General features: G+C 69.3%; 13 protein-coding genes. 5 read left to right on the top strand and 8 right to left on the bottom strand.

From position 1 onward, the window contains the following. The first annotated feature begins 250 nt into the window (after positions 1-250). Positions 251-1,795, top strand: a complete 1,545-nt coding sequence (locus ABZS40_RS25185; protein WP_354945920.1) for an MFS transporter — start codon at positions 251-253, stop codon at positions 1,793-1,795. A 46-nt stretch (positions 1,796-1,841) separates the two neighbouring features. Here the strand turns inward: ABZS40_RS25185 and ABZS40_RS25180 are convergent, their stop codons facing one another. The 4 genes from ABZS40_RS25180 to ABZS40_RS25165 are packed head-to-tail and all read right to left on the bottom strand — an operon-like array spanning position 1,842 to position 5,321. After that, positions 1,842-2,498, bottom strand: coding sequence for a response regulator transcription factor (locus tag ABZS40_RS25180; protein ID WP_354945918.1), 657 nt, complete (start codon positions 2,496-2,498; stop codon positions 1,842-1,844). Further along, positions 2,495-3,655: a histidine kinase gene (locus tag ABZS40_RS25175; RefSeq protein ID WP_354945916.1), complete on the bottom strand. Its 1,161-nt coding sequence runs from the start codon at positions 3,653-3,655 to the stop codon at positions 2,495-2,497. The genes ABZS40_RS25180 and ABZS40_RS25175 overlap by 4 nt, the downstream gene beginning before the upstream one ends. Positions 3,656-3,678: 23 nt before the next feature. Continuing rightward, on the bottom strand, positions 3,679-4,428 hold the full coding sequence (locus ABZS40_RS25170) for an ABC transporter permease (protein WP_354945914.1): 750 nt from the start codon (positions 4,426-4,428) through the stop codon (positions 3,679-3,681). Then, a complete protein-coding gene (locus ABZS40_RS25165; protein WP_354945967.1) occupies positions 4,425-5,321 on the bottom strand; it encodes an ABC transporter ATP-binding protein in 897 nt (298 codons plus the stop codon). The genes ABZS40_RS25170 and ABZS40_RS25165 overlap by 4 nt, the downstream gene beginning before the upstream one ends. Positions 5,322-5,713: 392 nt before the next feature. Here ABZS40_RS25165 and ABZS40_RS25160 point away from each other — a divergent pair, with 392 nt between their 5' ends. From ABZS40_RS25160 to ABZS40_RS25150, 3 genes are all read left to right on the top strand, one after another. After that, complete coding sequence (locus ABZS40_RS25160; RefSeq protein WP_354945912.1) at positions 5,714-6,784, top strand: PHB depolymerase family esterase; 1,071 nt, start codon at positions 5,714-5,716, stop codon at positions 6,782-6,784. A gap of 160 nt (positions 6,785-6,944) precedes the next feature. After that, positions 6,945-7,877, top strand: coding sequence for a LysR family transcriptional regulator (locus ABZS40_RS25155; RefSeq protein WP_354945910.1), 933 nt, complete (start codon positions 6,945-6,947; stop codon positions 7,875-7,877). Further along, positions 7,874-8,794: a serine hydrolase gene (locus ABZS40_RS25150; RefSeq protein ID WP_354945908.1), complete on the top strand. Its 921-nt coding sequence runs from the start codon at positions 7,874-7,876 to the stop codon at positions 8,792-8,794. Before ABZS40_RS25155 ends, ABZS40_RS25150 begins: the two co-directional genes overlap by 4 nt. An 80-nt stretch (positions 8,795-8,874) precedes the next feature. Here the strand turns inward: ABZS40_RS25150 and ABZS40_RS25145 are convergent, their stop codons facing one another. After that, positions 8,875-11,034: a transglycosylase domain-containing protein gene (locus ABZS40_RS25145; protein WP_354945906.1), complete on the bottom strand. Its 2,160-nt coding sequence runs from the start codon at positions 11,032-11,034 to the stop codon at positions 8,875-8,877. Between the two features lie 5 nt (positions 11,035-11,039). Beyond that, positions 11,040-12,008: a class A beta-lactamase gene (gene bla, locus ABZS40_RS25140; RefSeq protein ID WP_354945904.1), complete on the bottom strand. Its 969-nt coding sequence runs from the start codon at positions 12,006-12,008 to the stop codon at positions 11,040-11,042. A 261-nt stretch (positions 12,009-12,269) separates the two neighbouring features. On the opposite strand from bla, the gene ABZS40_RS25135 reads away from it, so the two are divergent. Further along, complete coding sequence (locus ABZS40_RS25135; RefSeq protein WP_354945902.1) at positions 12,270-13,394, top strand: DICT sensory domain-containing protein; 1,125 nt, start codon at positions 12,270-12,272, stop codon at positions 13,392-13,394. 50 nt (positions 13,395-13,444) lie between these two features. Here ABZS40_RS25135 and ABZS40_RS25130 read toward each other — a convergent pair whose 3' ends face one another. Beyond that, entirely contained in the window at positions 13,445-14,911 is a 1,467-nt protein-coding gene (locus ABZS40_RS25130) for a glycoside hydrolase family 76 protein (RefSeq protein ID WP_354945900.1), read from the bottom strand. Positions 14,912-15,120: 209 nt separating this feature from the next. Continuing rightward, complete coding sequence (locus ABZS40_RS25125; RefSeq protein WP_354945898.1) at positions 15,121-18,567, bottom strand: discoidin domain-containing protein; 3,447 nt, start codon at positions 18,565-18,567, stop codon at positions 15,121-15,123. Positions 18,568-18,789 lie beyond the last annotated feature (222 nt).

The raw sequence follows: 18,789 nt of genomic DNA, 5'->3' as shown, positions 1-18,789 counted from the left end.
ACGCCACCACGAGTCTGAGATCGCCGATCCCCGCCATCGGCGGGATCCGTGTGGACTCACACCGCCCCGGGACGACCCCGGCTGGCCGGTCGCCTGCCAGAGCAGCCGCTTCCCCGCCTCGGTCTTGGGTGGGAAGAACCTCAGCCGAACCGTGGTTCCTTACTAAAGTCCTGCTGTGCTTTTCAGCAGACCATATGGTCGGTAAGCTGTTTCCTGACCATCGGTCACCCGACTTTGAGAAGGAACTCTCGTGAAAGACGCCCCTCCCAAGGCCACAGCCAGGACCTGGCTCGGTCTAGCCGTGCTCGTCCTGCCCCTACTGCTGATCACGATCGACGGCACCGTCCTGATCCTGGGCCTGCCCGCGATCTCCGCCGAGCTGAGTCCCACGGGCACGGAGCAGCTGTGGATGATCGACACCTACTCGCTCGTCCTCGCCGGTCTGCTCGTGGCGATGAGCGCCGTGGGCGATCGGTTCGGGCGGCGGCGCAACCTGCTCATCGGCGCGGTCGTCTTCGCGATCGCCTCCGTGGCCGGCGCGTTGGCCACAGCGCCGTGGATGCTGATCGGCGCTCGCGTGCTCCTGGGCGTGGGCGGCGCGATCATGATGCCTTCGACACTGTCGCTGGTGCGCAACATGTTCCTCGACCGGCAGCAGCGCCGGTACGCCATGGCCGTGTGGGGGGCGATGGCCTCGGTCGGTGCGGCGATCGGGCCGATCGTCGGCGGCTGGGTCATCGAGACGTTCAGTTGGCAGGCCGCCTTCCTGATGAACATCCCCGTCATGCTGCTCCTGCTCGTCCTCGGCCCGCTCCTGCTGCCCGAGAGCCGCAACCCTGACCTGCACAGGATCGACATCCTCAGCGTCGCGCTCTCCCTGGTCGGCATGATCGGAGTGGTCTACGCCATCAAGACCCTCACCGGCGGCAAGGACGTAGCTCTCGGAATCGCCACCCTGATCATCGGCCTGATCGCCGTCGTCCTGTTCGTCCGCAGACAGCTCAGGCTTCCCACTCCGCTCATGGAGGTCAGGCTGTTCAAACTGCGCTACTTCCGCGGCGCCGTCGTCGGGGACCTGCTGTCGGTCTTCGCGATGGTCGGCGCGCTGGTCGCCCTCGTTCAGTACCTCCAGTTGGTCCTCGGCCTCAACCCGCTTGAGGCGTCCGTCTGGCTGATGCCCCAGGCGGTCATGGCCGCGGTCGCCGCCGTCCTCGCGGCAGCGCTGGTCAAGCGCTTCCTGCCCGCATATGTCATCACCGCCGGACTCCTGATCGCCGCCGTCGGCTTCGGACTGACCATCTTCCTGACGCCGACTTCGAGTCCCGCGCTGGTCGCCACCTCGCTGGCGCTGGTCGCGCTGGGCGCGGGCACAAGCCTCACGTTGAGCAACGACATCATCATGAGCTCGGTCAGGCCCGAACGAGCCGGACAGGCCGCCGCGACATCGGAGACCGCCTACGAGATCGGCACGACGCTGGGTACGGCCATCCTGGGCGGGGTACTCGTCGCCTGGTACACGCGGGCCGTCACCGCGGGAACCGGAGCCCTCGACCTGACGGCAGGCGTAGCCGAACGAGCGTCCTCGACAATGGCAGAAGCCCTGCTGGTGGCCAGCGAGGTCGGTGGCAGCACGGGAACCTCCATCCTCGATACCGCCATGGCCGCGTTCACCGAAGCGATCACCATCACCGGTATCGCCGGTGCCGTGATCATGGTCGTCACCGCGGTTTGGGCCTTCATCACCCTGCGCGGCGCAGATGCGAACAAGGATCTCGCCGCAGACCACGAGCACTGACCGAGCTGGTCCCCTCGTTCTGCCACTGAGCTGTGACGGAATGTGCTCAGGCGCGTGGTTCGACCAGGCCGTTGTCGTACGCGAAGATGACCGCCTGGATTCGGTCCCGCGCTCCGATTTTGGCCAGGACGCGTCCGACATGCTTTTTCACTGTGGATTCGGTGAGGGTGAAGCGTTCGGCGATCTCGGTGTTCGTGGCGCCCCGGCCGATTGCTTCGAGGACCTCTCGCTCTCGCTCGCTCAGGCTGCTCAGGCGGGGGTCCGCAGGTCTGGTCGGTGCCGAGTCCTTGAGGTAGGCGTTCATCAGCTTGCGGGTCAGGCTGGGGGCTACCACTGAGTCTCCGCTCGCGACGGCACGGATGCCGGCGATCAGTTCCTCGGGGCGGGCGTCCTTGAGCAGAAAGCCGCTCGCTCCGGCTCGCAGTCCGGCGTAGACGTATTCGTCCAAGTCGAAGGTGGTCAGCATGAGCACGTGGGTTCGCGAGCCGGCCGCGGTGATCCGGCGGGTGGCCTCGATGCCGTCCATGCCGGGCATGCGCACGTCCATCAGCACCACGTCAGGGCGGGTCTGTTCCACCATCCGCACCGCCTCGGCGCCGCCCGAGGCCTCGCCGACCACTGTCATCTCGGGGGTGCCATCGAGCAGCATCTTGAAACCCATCCGTTGCAACTGCTGGTCGTCTGCGATCAGCACGGTGGTCATGAGGGCTCCCTGAGGACTACGTCGACGAGCCAGCCCCGCTCGGCCGGGCCCGCGGTCACCACCCCGCCGTACATGGCGGCGCGTTCCCGCATGCCGAGCAAGCCGTGGCTCGGAGCAGCGGGTTTGCCACGGCCGTCGTCGCGTACCCGTACCCGTACCTCTCCATCGCAGGCAGCGAGAGTGACGTCCGCGGCCGCCCCGCGTCCCGCGTGTTTCAGGGTGTTGGTGAGCGCTTCCTGCACGATGCGGTAGACCGCGAGTTGCACGCCCCGACCGAGGGTGTGCAGCTCGCCCGAGGTGGAGTAGGTGACTGGCAGTCCCGCCGCCCGCACGCTCGGCAGCAGCTGGTCGAGATCGTCGATGCCGGGCTGCGGGCTCAGCTGCGGATCGGCGTCTCTCTCGCGCAGCACGCCCAGTACCCGGCGCAGCTCGGACAGCGCCTGCCGGCCGGTGTCGCCGATCAACCGGAGCGGTTCGGCGGTCTGCTCGGCCCGCGAGGTCGCGACCGCGGCGCCGCCGTCGGCCAGGCCCACGATCACCGAGACGTGGTGGCCGACGATGTCGTGCATCTCGCGGGCCACCCGGGCTCGCTCCTCGGCGACGGCGAGGCGGGCCCGCTGATCCCGCTCGACCTCCAGGCGGGCGGCGCGGTCCTCAAGGGCGATGAGGTACGCCCGGCGGGTGCGCACCGCGACGCCGGACGCGATCGCGGCCCCCAATGTGCCGATCGACAGGAGCAGCGTGATGAGGCGGCTCTGCGTCACGGGCACGGGGTTGACCAGGTAGATCTCGGTGACCAGCAGCGCGAGGCTGATCCCGGATGCCCAGGCCAGCGCCCGCCACGAAGCGCGGGAGGCCACCCCGAACAGCATCACGAGCAGGATCACCCCGGCGCCGACGCGGACGTCCAGCAATCCCTGGATCAACTCGATGGTCGCGGTGACCAGAAACGCCGGGAACGGGTACCGCCGCCGCCAGTACAGCGGCGGCAGCACGACCAGGGTCGCGATCGCCGCCGACAGGGGACTCTCGATGAGGTTGGGGATGCTGAAGAGCACGATCGGGACGGCCACCAGGGTGTCCATGACCCACGGGTGGCGCCGGTCGAAGGCCCGCACCCGCGCCTGCCGGTCCACCAGCCATCCCTGCGTGCTCATCAGCCGATTCTCCCCTTACCCGCTCACGCGTCGGTCATCTTGAGCCGGTACGCCGCCGCGGCGAGCGTCACGACCACGTACCCGGCGAAGACCGCGAGACCGGTCCACGGAGCCAAGGTGCCGTCGGTCTGGGTCAGCGCCATCGCGGCGCTACCGGCGTTGCTCGTCAGGTAGGGGGTGATGGCTTCGGAGATCGAATCCGGCAGCAGCGCGGCCAGACCGGGCACGATCAGCAGCAGACCGGCCAGGATCGCGATGGCTCCGGCGCTGGAGCGGACGAGCATGCCGAGCGCGACGCCCAGCACCGCGACCAGGCCCAGATAGAGGCCGGCGCCGAGCAGGGCCCGCAGCACGCCGTCGTCGCCGAGGCCCAGGCCGCCGACCTTGTCGTTGAGCACGGCCGACCCCAGTGCGAAGGCGGCGAAGGCACCGGCGGTCATCGTGACGAAGGCCGCCGACCCCGCCACGAGGCTCTTCGACCACAGCACCGGCAACCGGCGAGGCACCGCGGCGAGGGTCGCCCGGATCATGCCGGTGGTGTATTCGCCCGCTCCCAGCAGCGCGCCGAGCACGCCGACGGAGAGGGCTGCCAGGAAGCTGCCGGACAGGGCCAAATCGATCGAGCTCAGGTTGTCGCCCGAGAACGAAGCCGAGGCGATCACGCCCAAGGCGATCAGAAGGACGACGGAGATGCCGGTCGTGATCCAGGTGGAGCGCAGCGAGGAGAACTTGGTCCATTCGGCGGCGACGACGCCGCCAGGGGTGATCTTCATCGGGTGGCCTCGTATTCGACAGCGTCGCGGGTCAGGTTCATGAACGCCTCTTCGAGCGAGGCGTTCTGCGGGGTGAGTTCGAACAGCGGGATGCCGCGGGCGGCCGCGGCCAGCCCGATCTTGCGGGCGGAGGTGCCGGCGACGAACAGCTCCTCGGCGCCGGTCGAGGTGACCGTGACGCCCGGGCCGGCGATCGTCGTGCGCAGCGCGTCCGGGGCGGCGGTGACGACCCGGACGCCCTCGGCGGTCACGAGGTCGGCCACGGTGGTGTCGGCGAGCAGCTTGCCCCGGCCGACGATGACCAGGTGGTCCGCGATCAGCGCGACCTCGCTCATCAGGTGCGAGGACAGCATCACGGTGCGGCCCTCGGCGGCCAGGCCGGTGAGCAGGTTGCGCACCCAGAGGACACCCTCCGGGTCGAGGCCGTTGACCGGTTCGTCGAGCATCACCACGGCCGGGTCGCCGAGCAACGCGGCGGCGATGCCGAGCCGCTGGCCCATGCCGAGGGAGAAGGTGCCGACCCGCTTGTGGGCGACGGCCGAGAGGCCGACCAGGCCGAGAACCTCGTCGACGCGCGAGCGAGAAATGCCGTGCGTACGAGCCAGGGTGAGAAGGTGGCTCACCGCCGTGCGGCCCGGGTGCATGGCCTTCGCCTCGAGCAGCGCGCCGATCTCGCGCAGAGGGGCTTTCGACGATGCGTACGGCCTGCCGTTGACCAGCACGTCGCCGGAGGTCGGCGCATCGAGGCCGACGATCATCCGCATGGTCGTCGACTTGCCGGCGCCGTTGGGGCCGAGGAAGCCGGTGACCTGTCCGGGCTTCGCGGTGAACGACAGATGGTCGACGACCGTCTTCGCACCGTATCGCTTGGTGAGTTCGCGTACCTGAATCATGCTCGCCACGCTAGATTCGCGCAGCGCCAGGATCGTGGTACCGCAGTCGACACTTTCCGGCCGCCAGTGGTACCCACGTACCACTGGTGCCCCTTGAGCGGGGCCGGCCCACAGGGGCGGTCGCCGTCCACCGTTCGGAGGCCTCCCGTCGAGTGACCGCAGCTACTGGCCACGACCAGTGACACCACGTCACTGGTAGCCGTGACGTGGTTGCACTGACGGATGGCCGCGACCGCTGCTGTCATGGGTACAACGAGCGCGCTCGCGCCATCCGTGAGTCGATCCTGGCGAACGCATCCTCACCATGCATGCAGGCAGCGCCGCCGCGCGCACGCCCCACCGCCGCGACGGCGACCATCTAAGGCCCAACCCGTTGAGAGAGGATCGCCCGAATGACTGCCCCACCCTCCGCGCCTGATGCCGAACTCGAACCGTCCGCTCCTCCGCCCAGTCGACGGCGATGGCCATGGATCGTCACCGCCTCCCTCGTCGCTGTCCTGGTCGCCATCGGCGTCGGCACGACCGCTCTCCAGTTCGGCCTGCCGTGGTGGATGCAGGAAGGGGACCGCAACCACGTGTACGAGAGCGACGCCGGTTCGCAGCGTTACCAGGTCCACCTTCCGCCTCAGCACGACGGGACGGCCCGGTTGCCTGTCGTCATGGCGATTCACGGCTGCGCGATGACCGGCTACGGGTGGAACTCCATGAAGTCCACGACGCAGTTCAACAGCCTGGCCGATCGCGAAGGCTTCATCGTCGTCTACCCAACGCAACGGATCTTCCGCAGTCCGATCAACTGCTGGAACTCGACGGACCCTCGGGAGCAACACCGCCAGACCGGCGAACCCGCGCTGCTCGCCGGCGTCGCCCGCCAGGTCGTCGAGGAGTACGACGCGAATCCCGACCAGGTGCACGTGGCGGGCGCCTCGTCCGGCGCGGGGACGGCCGTGATCCTCGGCGCGACCTACCCCGACGTGTTTGCCACGGTGACCTCGGTGGCGGGCGGTGAGTACGGACTCGACCAGGTCGACCCGGACGACCCGGACGCGACGCCACCGCTGGACACGGCACGTCAGGCCCGGGCGCAGATGGGTAGCCGCGCCCGACAGGTGCCGCTGCTGGTCATTCAGGGCGAAGAGGACGAGGTCGTCCCACCCCTGGTCGCCACCCGACTCGTCGAACACTGGACCACGGTGGGCGATCTCGTCGACGACGAACTGCCCAACGACAGCCTCGACCAGACCGAGGAGACCGTGTCCGTGCCGGCCGCGATGGGCCGCCACGCGTACGCGCACTCGACGATCAAGGCACCGAACGGCACGTCGATCGTCGAGGCGTACCGCGTCCAGGACATGGGGCACGCCTGGCCGGGCCCGGACGGCGACGGCAGGTACACCGATCACGCAGGCCCCGACGCCAGCGAGATCGTCTGGGAGTTCGCCAAGCGCCACCCGATGAGGTGAGGACGGCGTCGACGGGGCTGGCAGACGTGGTGGCTGTGGACCCGTACCACGAACTCGCCAGCGCATGGCCCGCGTTGCGTTCATCGCGAACCGCCCACCGAACGATGCTGATCGGGCTCCCTGCTGCCTCGTCCATGCGTTCCGGGTATAGGTTCGGTGGATGGATCTAGTCGCCGGCTGTCGGGCCTTCGTCGCCGTCAGCGGCCGCGGCAGCTTCACCTCCGGCGCCGCCGCAGCGGGGATTCCCCAGTCGGTCGCCAGCCGCCGCATTGCCGCCCTCGAGGAGCACTTCGGGGCGCGGCTGTTCGACCGGACGTCCCGCGCGGTCCGGTTGACCCCGTTCGGGCAGGACATGCTGCCGACGGCGCGACGCCTGGTCGACCTCGCCGACGCCATGGCCGACGACGCCGAGCGGGCCCGGTTGCGGCCGCTGCGGGTCGCCGTACCCGAGATCTGTCCGCCGCACCGCCTCGCAGCCCTGGTGGTCGCGGCACGACGGCAGTGGATCCACCTTGAGGTACGGCCGGCCGGTCCGCAGGAGCGCGAACGGCTCTGCCAGACCCTTGAGGTCGGTACCGGGATCGTGGCGGTTCCGGAAGGAACGGCAGCCTGGCGGGTGCCGCTCGGGCTGGCCGCCCGGACTCCCTTCCCGGCGGCGACGGTGTTCCTGGAGACGCTGCGCAGCGGGCGAGCCCGCACGCAGGCACGTCGGCGGATCCTGATCCAGCCCGAGGACGACGTCGCGCACCTGCGGGACCCGCTGACCCGCGCCGGCCAGTCGGCCGGCCTGGCACCGGCTCAGGTATCGGTCGTGCCGTCCCTCGTCGACGCCGCAGCAGCGGCCCTCGGCTCCCCCGATCTGCTGCTCTGCTCTCGTCAGCAGGCCGAGGACTTCGCGCTGCACTGGTGCCCCCTCGCCGGCCCGCGGCTGTTACGGGGTTACGACGTCGCCGCCGGCGTACGCGAGGACCTCGACCACCTCCGCACAGTTCTGTACGCGGACGTCGCACGATGCCTGGGCGCGGCCACCGGCCCCTCGGGTCCGGGCGGGAATCGCGCACCCGGTGACCGCTCGACGGAAGATCCGGAATGAGCGCCGCCGCCGTCGTACGCAACGCGCGTGACCTGCTCGACGAGGCAGGGCTACACGGCGCCTTCCTCGTCCGCAACCTCGACACCGGCCAGGAGATCGGCTTCGACGCCGACGCCCCGTACCCGACGGCGTCGCTGCTCAAGGTGCCGCTGGCGGTCGCCGTCCTGGAGCGGGTCGTGCGCGGGGAACTCGACCTGGCGACGCCGGTCGACGTCGCGCCCGGTCGGATCACCACCCCCGGCCCGACCGGGCTCAGCCGCTTCCGCCATCCTGCGCGGATCTCCGTGGACGACCTGCTCTACCTGAGCACCTCCGTCAGCGACGGAGTCGCCGCCGACGCCCTGTTCGACCTCATCCCGCCGGCCGCGGTCGCCGCCGAACTCCGGCGACTCCGGATCGAGGGCATCGCCGTGCGGCACCGGGTCGGCGACCTCGCCGAGACGCCGGCGGAACGCCTCGGGCCCGACAGCGTGCACCTGGCGCATTCCCTCGCCATCGGCGCGGCGACCCCCGGGCAGGGCCACCCAGTCGCCCAACTCGACGTCACCCGTGCCAACGCCGGGTCGGCGCGAGCCTTTGTCGACCTGCTGCACGCCCTCTGGCGGCCCTCGACGATCCACGAGTCCGCCGCCGCCCGAGTACGCGCCCTGATGGCCGACAACCTGCACCGGCAGCGACTCGCCCCCGACTTCACCTCCGACGCGTCCCGCTGGTCGTCCAAGACCGGCACCCTGCTGCACCTGCGCCACGAGGTAGGGGTGGTGGATCATGCCGACGGGCAGTCGTACGCGGTCGCCGCGCTCACCGCGTCCCGGGTGCCCGCCGTCGCGCAGCCCGGCAGCGAGGCGACGATGGCCCAGGTCGCCCGGGGGCTGCACGATCACCTGCGGACGGGCACCCTGCCCTGGTGGGGTTAGCCCGCGCTGGTGACCCGGGCTCGCCGCTCGTGCAGCCAGACCAGCGCCACCATGGCGATGTCGACGGCGCCCCGACCACCTCACCTGGCGAGGTCGGCCGGTGCGGGCGAGAAATCGATGCGCGGCTTGCCGTGCATCGCCGCAGCCAGGCTCTCGTAGACCGGCGGATTGATGCCGTTGCGCTGCTGGTGCCGCATCTTCACGCTGGACTGAGGCCAGTCCGGGTCGGTCAGGATGCCGGCCACCGCGTACTGCTTCGTCATCGCGACCAGGGAGGCATAGTTCTCCGCGTCGGTGGTGCCGGTCTTGCCGGCGACCGGAGCGTCGACGGCGGCCTTCACCTGCGCGGCCGTACGGCTGCCGCCGCAGCGGCTGGTGGCAGAGTCGTCGCCCACGGGGCAGCGGGCGGCGTCGACGGCGGCGCGGGCCACATCGGTGGCGACGCGCTTCTCGCAGCGGGGCCTGGCGATGTCGAGCGTTCTGCCGTCCGGGCCGCGGATCTCCTGCACCGGAGTCGGCACACAGTAGGTACCGTCCGCGGCCAGCGTCGCGTATGCGTTGGCCAACTCCAGCGGGGTCGTGGCGGAGACCCCCAGGGTGAACGCGCCCCAGTCGTGGGCGGCCTCCCGGTCGGCGGCCCACCGGTTCTCCCGGTCGACCCGGAACTGGATGCCGAGCCGCTTGGCCACGTCGACCACGTTCTCGGCGCCGACCTGCTGCTGCAGCGGGACGAAGTAGGTGTTGGTCGACCGGGCGAACGCGCTCCACATGTTCAGCGCGCCACCGGCCTTCTGATCGGAGTTGGTGGGGCAGTAGCGGTCGGTGCCGGGACACGCGGTGGGACTGGCGCGGTCGATGACGTACTCCGACCGGAACCGTTGCGGCGCGTCGATGGTGTGGCTCAGGGGGATGCCCTTCTCCAGGGCGGCGACGACGGTGAAGATCTTGAAGGTCGAGCCGGCCTGGTAGCCGGTGATGCCGTCCCCGCCGGTGAGTAGCGGGTTCACCGTATTGGGGTAGTTGCCCACAGTGCTCTTCGCCCGCTGCTTCGGGTCGCTGTGGGGTTTGTTGGCCGGATGCTCCGGGTCGTCGATCCGGAAGGTGCGGTTCACGGCGAGGGCGCGGACGCGGCCGGTGCCGGGTTCGACCACGGCGACCATGGCAGCCTCCTTGGCGGTCTCGCCCTTGGCCCTGCGCACGGCCCGGTCGGCGCCGCGCTGCACCTGGGCGTCGAGGGTGGTGACCACCCGGTGGCCGCCGCCCTTGAGCCGCCGCTCCCGGTCGTACGGGGTGGCGCCGAACTCCTCCTGTGACAGCCACCAGCGGTAGAAGTAGTCACAGAAGAATCCCCAGCGCTTCTCGTTGGTGGTGACGCAACCGTTCGGGGGGCGCTTGCCAGTGACCACCAGCGGGGCCGCCCTGGCGGCATCGGCCTCCGCCTGTGTGGCGGCACCGGTCGTGACCATGTTGCCGATCACGTAGTTGCGCCGGTCCAGCGCCAACACACGGCCGCTACGGGTGGTCGGGTCGTTGGTGGTGGGCGCCTTCACCATGCCGGCCAGCAGAGCCGCTTCCGCGATCGTGAGACTGCTCGGTGGCTTCCCGAAGTAGACCTGGCTGGCGGCGAAGACGCCGTACGCGCCGTTGCCGAAGGAGGCGATGTTCAAGTAGCGCTCGAGGATCTCGTCCTTGGCGTAGTCCTTCTCGACCTGGAGCGCGTAACGCACCTCGCGCACCTTGCGGGCGCTGGTGTCCTCCGTCGCCGCGACCACGTCGGCCGGGTGGTCCGCCGAGTACGCGAGGGCGAGCCGCACGTACTGCATCGTCAGCGTCGAGGCGCCCTGCCGGTCCTGGGCGCCGGAGGAGTTGTTGACGAAGGCGCGGGCGATGCCGGCGAGGTCGACCCCGTTGTGCCGGTAGAAGTCGTGGTCTTCGGCGGCGATGATCGCCTTGCGCATCACCGGCGCCACCTCGGTCAGTTTCACGTCGCGACGGTTCTCGTCGTACACGGTTGCCAGCGGGGTCTTGCCGTCGGCGGCGAACAGGTAGCTGATCTGCGGCGCGCGGGCCACCGTCAACTCACTCGGCAACGCGCCGAACGCCTCCGCGCCGGCCTTCGCCCCCAGGCCGGACACGGCCACCGGAGGGACGGCGACTGCCGCGACCGCCACGCCGGCCAACAGGCCACAGGCCAGTAGCGACACGGTGCTGGTCAGGGCTCTGTGATCACGCTTACGCATTCTGGTCAACCTCGATCCGCGTGATGCAGCCAGCCGACGGTGCGAACCCCGGGCTGGCCGGCACACCGACACCACGTGGCGATCACGACTTCGGTCGCCCGGGCGATCAGGGCGTTGTCGTAACCGGCGTCCTTCTGGTCGCGGCTGGACAGCACCGCGAGGACAATCGGCGCACGATCCGGCGGCCAGATCACCGCGATGTCGTTGCGGGTGCCGTAGCCGCCGGCACCGGTCTTGTCCCCCACGACCCAGCCGTCAGGCACACCGGCGCGGATCAGCTCGCCGCCGGTGGTGTTGCCCCGCAGCCAACCGGTGAGCACGTCGCGGTCCGCCGGTTCGAGGGCGTCGCCGACGGCGTACGCCCGCAGATCCTGGGCCAGGGCCCGCGGGGTGCTGGTGTCCCGCCGGTCGCCCGGCCTCGCCTCGTTGAGCGCGGTTTCGTAGCGCGCCGGATCGGTGACCCTGTCGCCGACACCCCGCAGTTCCTTCTCGAACCGCTGCGGTCCGCCGAGCTGGCGCAGGAGCAGGTTGCCGGCGGTGTTGTCGCTGTAGCGCACGGCGGCGTCGGCGATGGCGCGCAGCGTCATTCCGTCGGCGACGTGCTGCTCCGTGATCGGCGAGTAGGTCACCAGGTCGTCCGCCGAGTACCGCACGACCCGGTCCAGCTCGGCGTCGGTGGTCTCGTCGAGAACCTCGGCGGCGGCCAACGCCTTGAACGTCGAGGTGAAGGCGAACCGCTCGTCGGCTCGGTACTGCACCGTGCGACCGGTGCCGGTGTCGATCGCGTAGACCCCCAGCCGCGCGTCGAACTCCTCCTCCAAATGCCGGAACTCGTGGTCGCGGTCGGCGCCGGATGACGTGGTCGCCGTCATCGGACGATCCCGCGTCGGCTGTTCGGCGGCACCGGCGGGGCCGCATGCGGCGAGGAACACCGCTGCCACAGCGGTCACCAGGCGGTGTGTCGCAAGAACCATGATCGCTCCTTGTGGGTGCCGTGGCCCCCGGCGCCGGACAGCGCCGGTCGGGCAGGACTCGACACTGGCAGCGATCCGGCATGCCGTCGAAGACGGAAGTGGCGGTGTTCATGCCGATCGGGCATCGCCGCCGCTGTGCGGGCAACTCCTGGTCGAGGTCAGGTCGGTGGTGCCGGGGGCAGATCGCCAACCGAACAGGTCGTGGCGCCGGACACCGCGTCCACAACAGCGGCAGCGCCGTGAGGCGGTTAGGCTCGGCCAGTGCTGCAGAGTGGACGCGTCCCGGAGCGGTTGACCAAGCGCAGCCTCGTCGCTGTCTCGCACGCGATCGAGCGGGCGGCCCTGGCGCCCGCCGAGGACGGGCCCTTGGTGGTCGTGGCGCTCTTTCAGCGGATGCCGTACTTCGAACGGGAGAGCGCGCTCTACCAGCGCATCGCGGCGACCGCGGCGGTCACCGTGATCGGGATGGTTGGTCCCACCCCGCCCGCGCTGCCGCAGGGGACGTACGGCGTGCTGCTGGACGCGGCGGAGCCGCTGGCCCGGGAGTGGTCGGTGCTGGTGCTCACGCCGCGGTTCGGTGCGGCGCTGGTGGCCCATGACCGGATGGAGGTGGAGCCCACTGCGGCGACGCTCGAGGCCGGGCGGCTTTTCGACGGCGGGTGGAGCTTTCGGCGGGACGACGCGCTGCACGAGATGGTCCGGTTGCGCGGGCAACTCGGTGACCGGCTGCCCCGGGCCGCGCTGCTGGTGCTCGACGACGTGCTGGGCCGGACCCGTGAGCTGCCGGCGACGCCTGGCGAGACACGAGGCGAGGCGGCGATCCGGCTGCTGGTGCGGCGCGCCGAGCGGGACCGGGTCGCGCTCGACACCACCCGCCGACCGGATGACGTTTCGGCGCAACCGGCCACGCTGCTCGACGACGCGGCGATGCGGCGCTGGACCGGCCTGGACGGGGTTACCGCCTCCGGAATCCTGCCGGTGGCGCTGGTCGCGGTTCGGGTGACCGAGCCGGCCGAGGCGCCGGAACGGTTCGGCCGGCGCGGCGCCGCCCGGGAGGCGCAGGCCGTGCTCGGCGCGCTCACCGCGCCATTGCGCCCCAACGACCGGGCGGTCCGGCTGGCAGAGGACGAATATCTGCTGGTGCTGCCCTCACTCGACGAGGATCAGGCGATCGAGGTAACCGACCGGATCCGGGAGGGTGTCGCCGGGTTGGCCCGCTCCTACCCGTTCGTCGCGTTCGATGTGCACGCCGCCCTCACGGTGACCGCCCGCCGACCCCTGCCGGTCACCGACGTCAGGCACGCATTGTCGTGGGCGGTGGAGCAGGGGGTGCCGCTGGCCACCGTGGCGCTGGAGCCCGCTCCGGCGCCAGCCGGTGTCCGCTGAGCCCAGAGCCCAGCAACTGGATTCGTCGGGGTGACCCGGGCGCGAACGTGTTATGGAGCGGCGTTGAGCAGGTCTACCGCTATGTGCTGACGGGCCGCGTCGGTGACGTCGACCGGTCCGGCCCACCGCAGACCGTAGGTGTCCAACGCCGTGCGATCGTTGGCGAACGCCGTGTCGGCCTGCATCCGCAGATAACCGGTGTACGGATGGTCACTGAGCGCGGCGTTCAGCTGGCCGAGCCCTCGGACGTGCGGGCCCTTGAAGGACGCGCCATCGGCTCCGCAGTTGTTGTTCGGCTCGCACGGATCGCGCAGGATGCCGCCCGAGTTGAGCTGGGTGCTGGTGGTCGCGGCGTTCGCGATCTGCCGGGCCCGTGTCAGCAGCGCCGCGTCGCCGGTGGCGCGGTGCAGCTCGGTCAATCCTGCCAACAGCACACCCTGGTTGTACGACCACACGGCACTGCCGTTGTTGCGGCAGGTGGACAGGCTGATCCCGTCGTTCACCAGGTTCGAGCTGTTGATCATGCCGGTGCCTTGGAACCAGGCCCACTCCTGCTGCGCCCGCTGGAGATAGGCGGTGTCGCCCGGGATGCGATTGTGCAGCGCTGCGGTCACCTGTAGGTAGAGGCTGTTGGCGATGGCCGCCTTGTAGGCCCTGGCGGTGCTCCACCAGATGCCGCCGCCGCACCGGGTGTCCCAGTAGGCGCTCATGTGATCGGCGGCGGCGCGGGCGGTGGCCAGGTAACGCGCCTCGCCGGTCAGGTCGTAGGCGGCGATCCAGGCCATGGCCCACCAGCCAGTGTCGTCGAGGTACTCGTTGCGGAACTGACCGAGCCACTTGTTGACATTGCGGTCGTAGGTGTTGGCGATCGCGTACCGGTAGCTGCCCATCCCGCTCACCCTGATGTTCTCGATCACGGCGGTGAGTGCGTTCGCGGAGTTCCACCAGCCGGTCGTGTCGAACAGACCGGTGTCAAGGTTGTAGCTCATCATCAGGCCGGTGGCGGCGGCGGTCCGGCGGTTGCTGGCGTTCCACGTCGAGCGGGCCCAGGTGGTGCAAGCCGTCTCGGGCCGATCACCTGCCTTGCCGCAGGCGCGCAACGCCCCGACACGGTTGGTCGCCCAGTTGTCCACGTTGTGCATGGCGGTGCGGCCGGTGCGTACGCCGGTGGGAATCGGGGTCAGACCGAGCCGGCCGTCGGCGGCGTAGGTGCGACCGCCGTCGAATGACCGCTCGAGCCAGGTCTGGTCGCCGGGGTTGCCGTTGCCGATGTTGGCCCAGGACATGGCGTCGATGTCGTTGAAGTGCAGCGAGATCTGCCGGCCGTGGATCGTCGCCGTGACCGCGGCCCGATCGGACGGCGCCAACGCGGCATCACGACCGTCACAGTGCCGGTTGCAGATCATGGCCAGCTTGGCGGGAGCGGCAGTCGCCGCAGCGGGCGTCGCCGTGACGCCGATCCCGGCGGAGATGCCGGCTGTCAGCAGTGCGGCGAGCCGGGAGATGAGGACGGACATCGTGACTCTCCTGGGAAGTAGCGGGTGGAGCCGGATGTTGCGGGGGGACGGTCCGCGGACTCGTCGGGCGGTGCACCACGCATGCTCAGGCCCGCCGCTTGTCCTGACGGCGCGAGACATATCCGCGAGTCCACGGATGCGGGGAGTACCAGTGCGTGACCAGCGGGCGGGAGGAGGGGCGCCGCGCCACTCCTCCCGCCCGCGATGGTTCAGCTGATCGGTTCGACCCAGATGTTGCGGTAGACGATGTTGGCGCCAGGGTCACCGTGGTCTTGCAGACGAATCGGACCGGCGGAGGGGCCTTCGGCTGCGCCGTTGCCGGTGGAGCCGGTGATCTGGGCGTTGTTGTGGATGGTGACGCCGTTCCACACGACCGTGACCCGGGCGTTCTCCGTCTTGGCTCCGGAGGCGTTGAACCGGGCAGCGCGGAAGGTGACGTCGTAGGTCTGCCATGTCTGTGGCGCGGTGGCGGCGTTTACCGAGGGGGCCAGTTTCTCGTAGATGGCGCCGCCTTCGTTGTTGGCGGGGGTGGTGTCTCCGAAGGAGTCCAGGACCTGGAGCTCGTAGCGGTCCTGGAGGTAGATGCCACTGTTGGCCCGGGCCTGGCCGGTGATCTCCGGCGGTAGGTTTGGCAGCCAGAACTCGACGTGCAGCTTGAAGTCGCCGAATGCCTGCCTGGTCTTGATGTCGCCGCCCAGGACCTCCATTCCGCCGCCGGCGAGCGGCCAGGTGGCCGGGCTGCCGTTGGCGTGTTGGAAGTTGTCCAGGTTGGACCCGTTGAACAGGGTCACCCGGCCGGCGGCGCTGTACACCTCGAACTCGTAGATGCGGGTGGCGGTGTCAGTGGTGCTGGTGGCCGCTGTGACGTTGATCCGGGCGTACCTGGCCTGCGTGGTGGTGATGTCGTGGGTGGTGATGTTGGCGGTGTTGCCGGTGACGTTCGCGACAGTCGTCCAGGAGGTGCCGTTGGTGCTGACCTGGAGGTTGAAGTCGCGGGTGTTCCAGGCGGCGTCCTCGCCGCCGGCGCCGGCGTGCTTGACGACGAAGCGGCTCACGCTCTGGCTGGAGCCGAGGTCGACCTGTAGCCACTTGGTGGCGCCCAGGGAACACCACTTGTCGGTGTTGCCTCCACTGACGCTGCCGTTGACCGCTTGGGCAGGGCCTTCGGTGGCCGAGCAGGAGCTGTCCGCGGTTGCCGGTCTGTTCAGGGCGATGTTGCCGGCCGGTGGGGTGGAACCCCCGTAGACCTCGAACTCGTAGATCCGGGCGGCGCCGTTGCCGGAGGTGCCACCGGTGGTGACGTTGATCCGGACGTAGCGGGCCTGGGTGGCGGCGATGGTGTGCGTGGTGGTGTTGGCGGTGTTGCCGGTGACGTTCGCGACAGTCGTCCAGGAGGTGCCGTTGGTGCTGACCTGGAGATTGAAGTCGCGGGTGTTCCAGGCGGCGTCCTCGCCGCCGGCGCCGGCGTGCTGGACCACCAGCCTGTTGACGTTCTGCGTCGAGCCGAGGTCCACCTGCAGCCACTTGTTGGTGCCGAGCGAACACCACTTGTCGGTGTTGCCGGCGTTGATGGTGCCGTTGACCGCCTTGGCGGGGCCTTCCGCGGTGGCGCAGGAACTGTCGGCGGTTGCCGGCTTGCCGAGGGCGAGGTTGGTGGCGACGGCCTGACCGGGGATCGCGTTGAGCGTGTACCAGACCTCGGTGTTCCAGAGCGACTGACCGTTGCTCGCCGCGAACGGCTTCGGTGAGCGGATGTGCACCACCCGGCCGGGCTTCAGGCCGTTGATCGCGAGCGTGACCTTCTTGCCGTCGGCCGACAGGGTCGCCGAGGACACTGACAAGGTCTCCTCGTCGATCTTCGGGCCGCCGTAGGCTGCCGTCGGGACGTAACGCCACTGCTTCACCCGGTACTTGGTCGCGAGGGCGCTGGCGGTCGCTGCGGACAGCGGCTGGGTGTACTCGACCTCGAACCCGTTGGGCAGGGCCCGCATGGCCAGCATGTCGAAGGCGTTACCGCCGTTCGGGGTCAGCTTCTGCAACCCGTGGTTGAGCTTGCCGGACTGGCCCCAGTTACCACCGGCCCCGAGCCCGCCGACGTAGATGGCGCCGTCCGGTCCGAGGTTGACCTCCGAGACACCGGCCTCCAAGCCCTGGGTGAGGCGGAACAGCGCACCCTGGTACTCGCCGTTGACCTTTTCGACGAAGCCCCGCTGCAACCCGCCGTAGGTGACATCACCGATCACGAACTGGCCCGCGTAGGTGCCGGTCGGCATCAGCAGCGGCGTGCTCGGCGAGTTGCCGATCTCGTTTTGCGGCATCCACATCACCGGCTGGGTCACCGGCGCGTTGTCGAACGGGCCCGCCGGGTTCAGGTAGTGGTTGAAGAAGCGACCCTGCTTGATGTGCACCAGCTTTGACGCTGGTTGCCAGCCACCCTGGTTGTCGGTGACGAAGATGCCGTTCTCCGGTCCCCAACCGATGCCGTGCGGCGTCCGCAGTCCACCAGCTACGTACGACACCGCGCCGGTGTCCTTGTTGACCTTGATGGTCGTTCCACGGTTGGCGACCGTCTGCGGATTCGTGGTGTTGCCGCCGTAGTCGATGCCCACCGACAGGTTCAGGTAGAAGAACCCATCCTGATAGAGCAGGCCGAAGGCGAACTCGTGGAAGCCGCCGCCGTAGGGCCAGGTCGCGACGGTTTGGTACTGGTCGGCGACCTCGTCGCCGTTGGTGTCGGCCAGCCTGGTCAGCCGCGCCTTCTCCGTGACGTAGACGACGCCGTCGACGACCTTGAGCCCCATCGGCTCCTTGAGGTTGCTGCCGATGCGCTTGGTCGTCACGTTCCCGGGTGACGTGCTGCCACCTGTGTTGGAGAGGATGTAGACCTCACCGGCCTGCGAGGAGCCGGACTGGTCGTTGCCGCCCCAGGTGGAGATGACCAGGCGACCGTCGGGCAGCCAGTCCATCCCGGTGACCTTCGGTTGGAAGCCGTTGGGTCGCAGGTTGGTCAGCGAGAAATTCGGGTGCACGGAGGTCAACGGCAAGCCGTCGCCCGGCGAGTCGCCGGTGGCTTCGCACTCCTTGCGGCCCGGAGCGGTCACCCGCACGACGCCGGCGTCGGTGCTCAGGGCCGAGTTGGGAACATTCACGAACGACGTCGAGCCGGGCGTCTGCCACTGCAGTGTCAGTTGCTGTCCCCCGGTTGCCTCGAAGTGCTCGATGCGCAACGAGTGATAGCCGGTGGTCAGGTTGATGGAGCCGTCTTTCGGTTCGGCTCCGTGCAGGCCGTCGTGATTGATCACCAGCGTGTCGTCGATCAGCAGACGTGAGCCGTCATCGCTTGTCAACCGGAACGAGTAACTGCCGGCCTGCGGGATGTTGACGTTGCCAAAGACCTGGGCCAGGAAGTTGTCTTCCAACCCGAACTCGGCTGCCGTCGTCCAGTTGATCGTCGACATGACCTTGTCGATGTTCGGTGTCTGTGCCGCCTTCAGCGTGCAGAGGCTGTTCAGAGAGGTTTGCAGGTCGAAGATCCGGAGTGTGACGCCGGGCTCCTGCGGTGGTGGGGCTGCGGGTGCGGCCGTGGCTGCGGTGGGCAACCACAGGCTGGCGACAGCGAGTGCGGCGGTAAGCCCACCCGCCACAGACAGGCGCACTCGTCGGAAGGGTCCGAACACTTCTCCTCCAGGGGGAGCGGGACAACGACACTCGATCGCCGACACGGCATCCGCTCAACGACGTGTCTGGTCAACCGATGACATCGATGTCATCTCGGGTGGTTGGCCTGGCACGCCGCTGCCTGGTGACATCAATCTAGGATTCTTTAATCCAAACGTCTAGATGTTTTGCAGAAATCGAGTCATCTTTTGCTGGCCGAA

The organism is Micromonospora sp. NPDC005324, assembly GCF_040607155.1.
GTDB lineage: Bacteria > Actinomycetota > Actinomycetes > Mycobacteriales > Micromonosporaceae > Micromonospora > Micromonospora trifolii.
The sequence above is the reverse complement of the archived record's forward strand: the minus strand, read 5'-3'. Positions and strand labels throughout refer to the sequence as shown.

Bases quoted from the DNA above. Each gene is read 5' to 3' on its own strand.
- ABZS40_RS25180 (WP_354945918.1), bottom strand. From the start codon at position 2,498: ATGACCACCGTGCTGATCGCAGACGACCAGCAGTTGCAACGGATGGGT.
- ABZS40_RS25175 (WP_354945916.1), bottom strand. From the start codon at position 3,655: ATGAGCACGCAGGGATGGCTGGTGGACCGGCAGGCGCGGGTGCGGGCC.
- ABZS40_RS25170 (WP_354945914.1), bottom strand. From the start codon at position 4,428: ATGAAGATCACCCCTGGCGGCGTCGTCGCCGCCGAATGGACCAAGTTC.
- ABZS40_RS25165 (WP_354945967.1), bottom strand. From the start codon at position 5,321: ATGATTCAGGTACGCGAACTCACCAAGCGATACGGTGCGAAGACGGTC.
- ABZS40_RS25160 (WP_354945912.1), top strand. From the start codon at position 5,714: ATGACTGCCCCACCCTCCGCGCCTGATGCCGAACTCGAACCGTCCGCT.
- ABZS40_RS25155 (WP_354945910.1), top strand. From the start codon at position 6,945: ATGGATCTAGTCGCCGGCTGTCGGGCCTTCGTCGCCGTCAGCGGCCGC.
- ABZS40_RS25150 (WP_354945908.1), top strand. From the start codon at position 7,874: ATGAGCGCCGCCGCCGTCGTACGCAACGCGCGTGACCTGCTCGACGAG.
- ABZS40_RS25145 (WP_354945906.1), bottom strand. From the start codon at position 11,034: ATGCGTAAGCGTGATCACAGAGCCCTGACCAGCACCGTGTCGCTACTG.
- bla (WP_354945904.1), bottom strand. From the start codon at position 12,008: ATGGTTCTTGCGACACACCGCCTGGTGACCGCTGTGGCAGCGGTGTTC.
- ABZS40_RS25130 (WP_354945900.1), bottom strand. From the start codon at position 14,911: ATGTCCGTCCTCATCTCCCGGCTCGCCGCACTGCTGACAGCCGGCATC.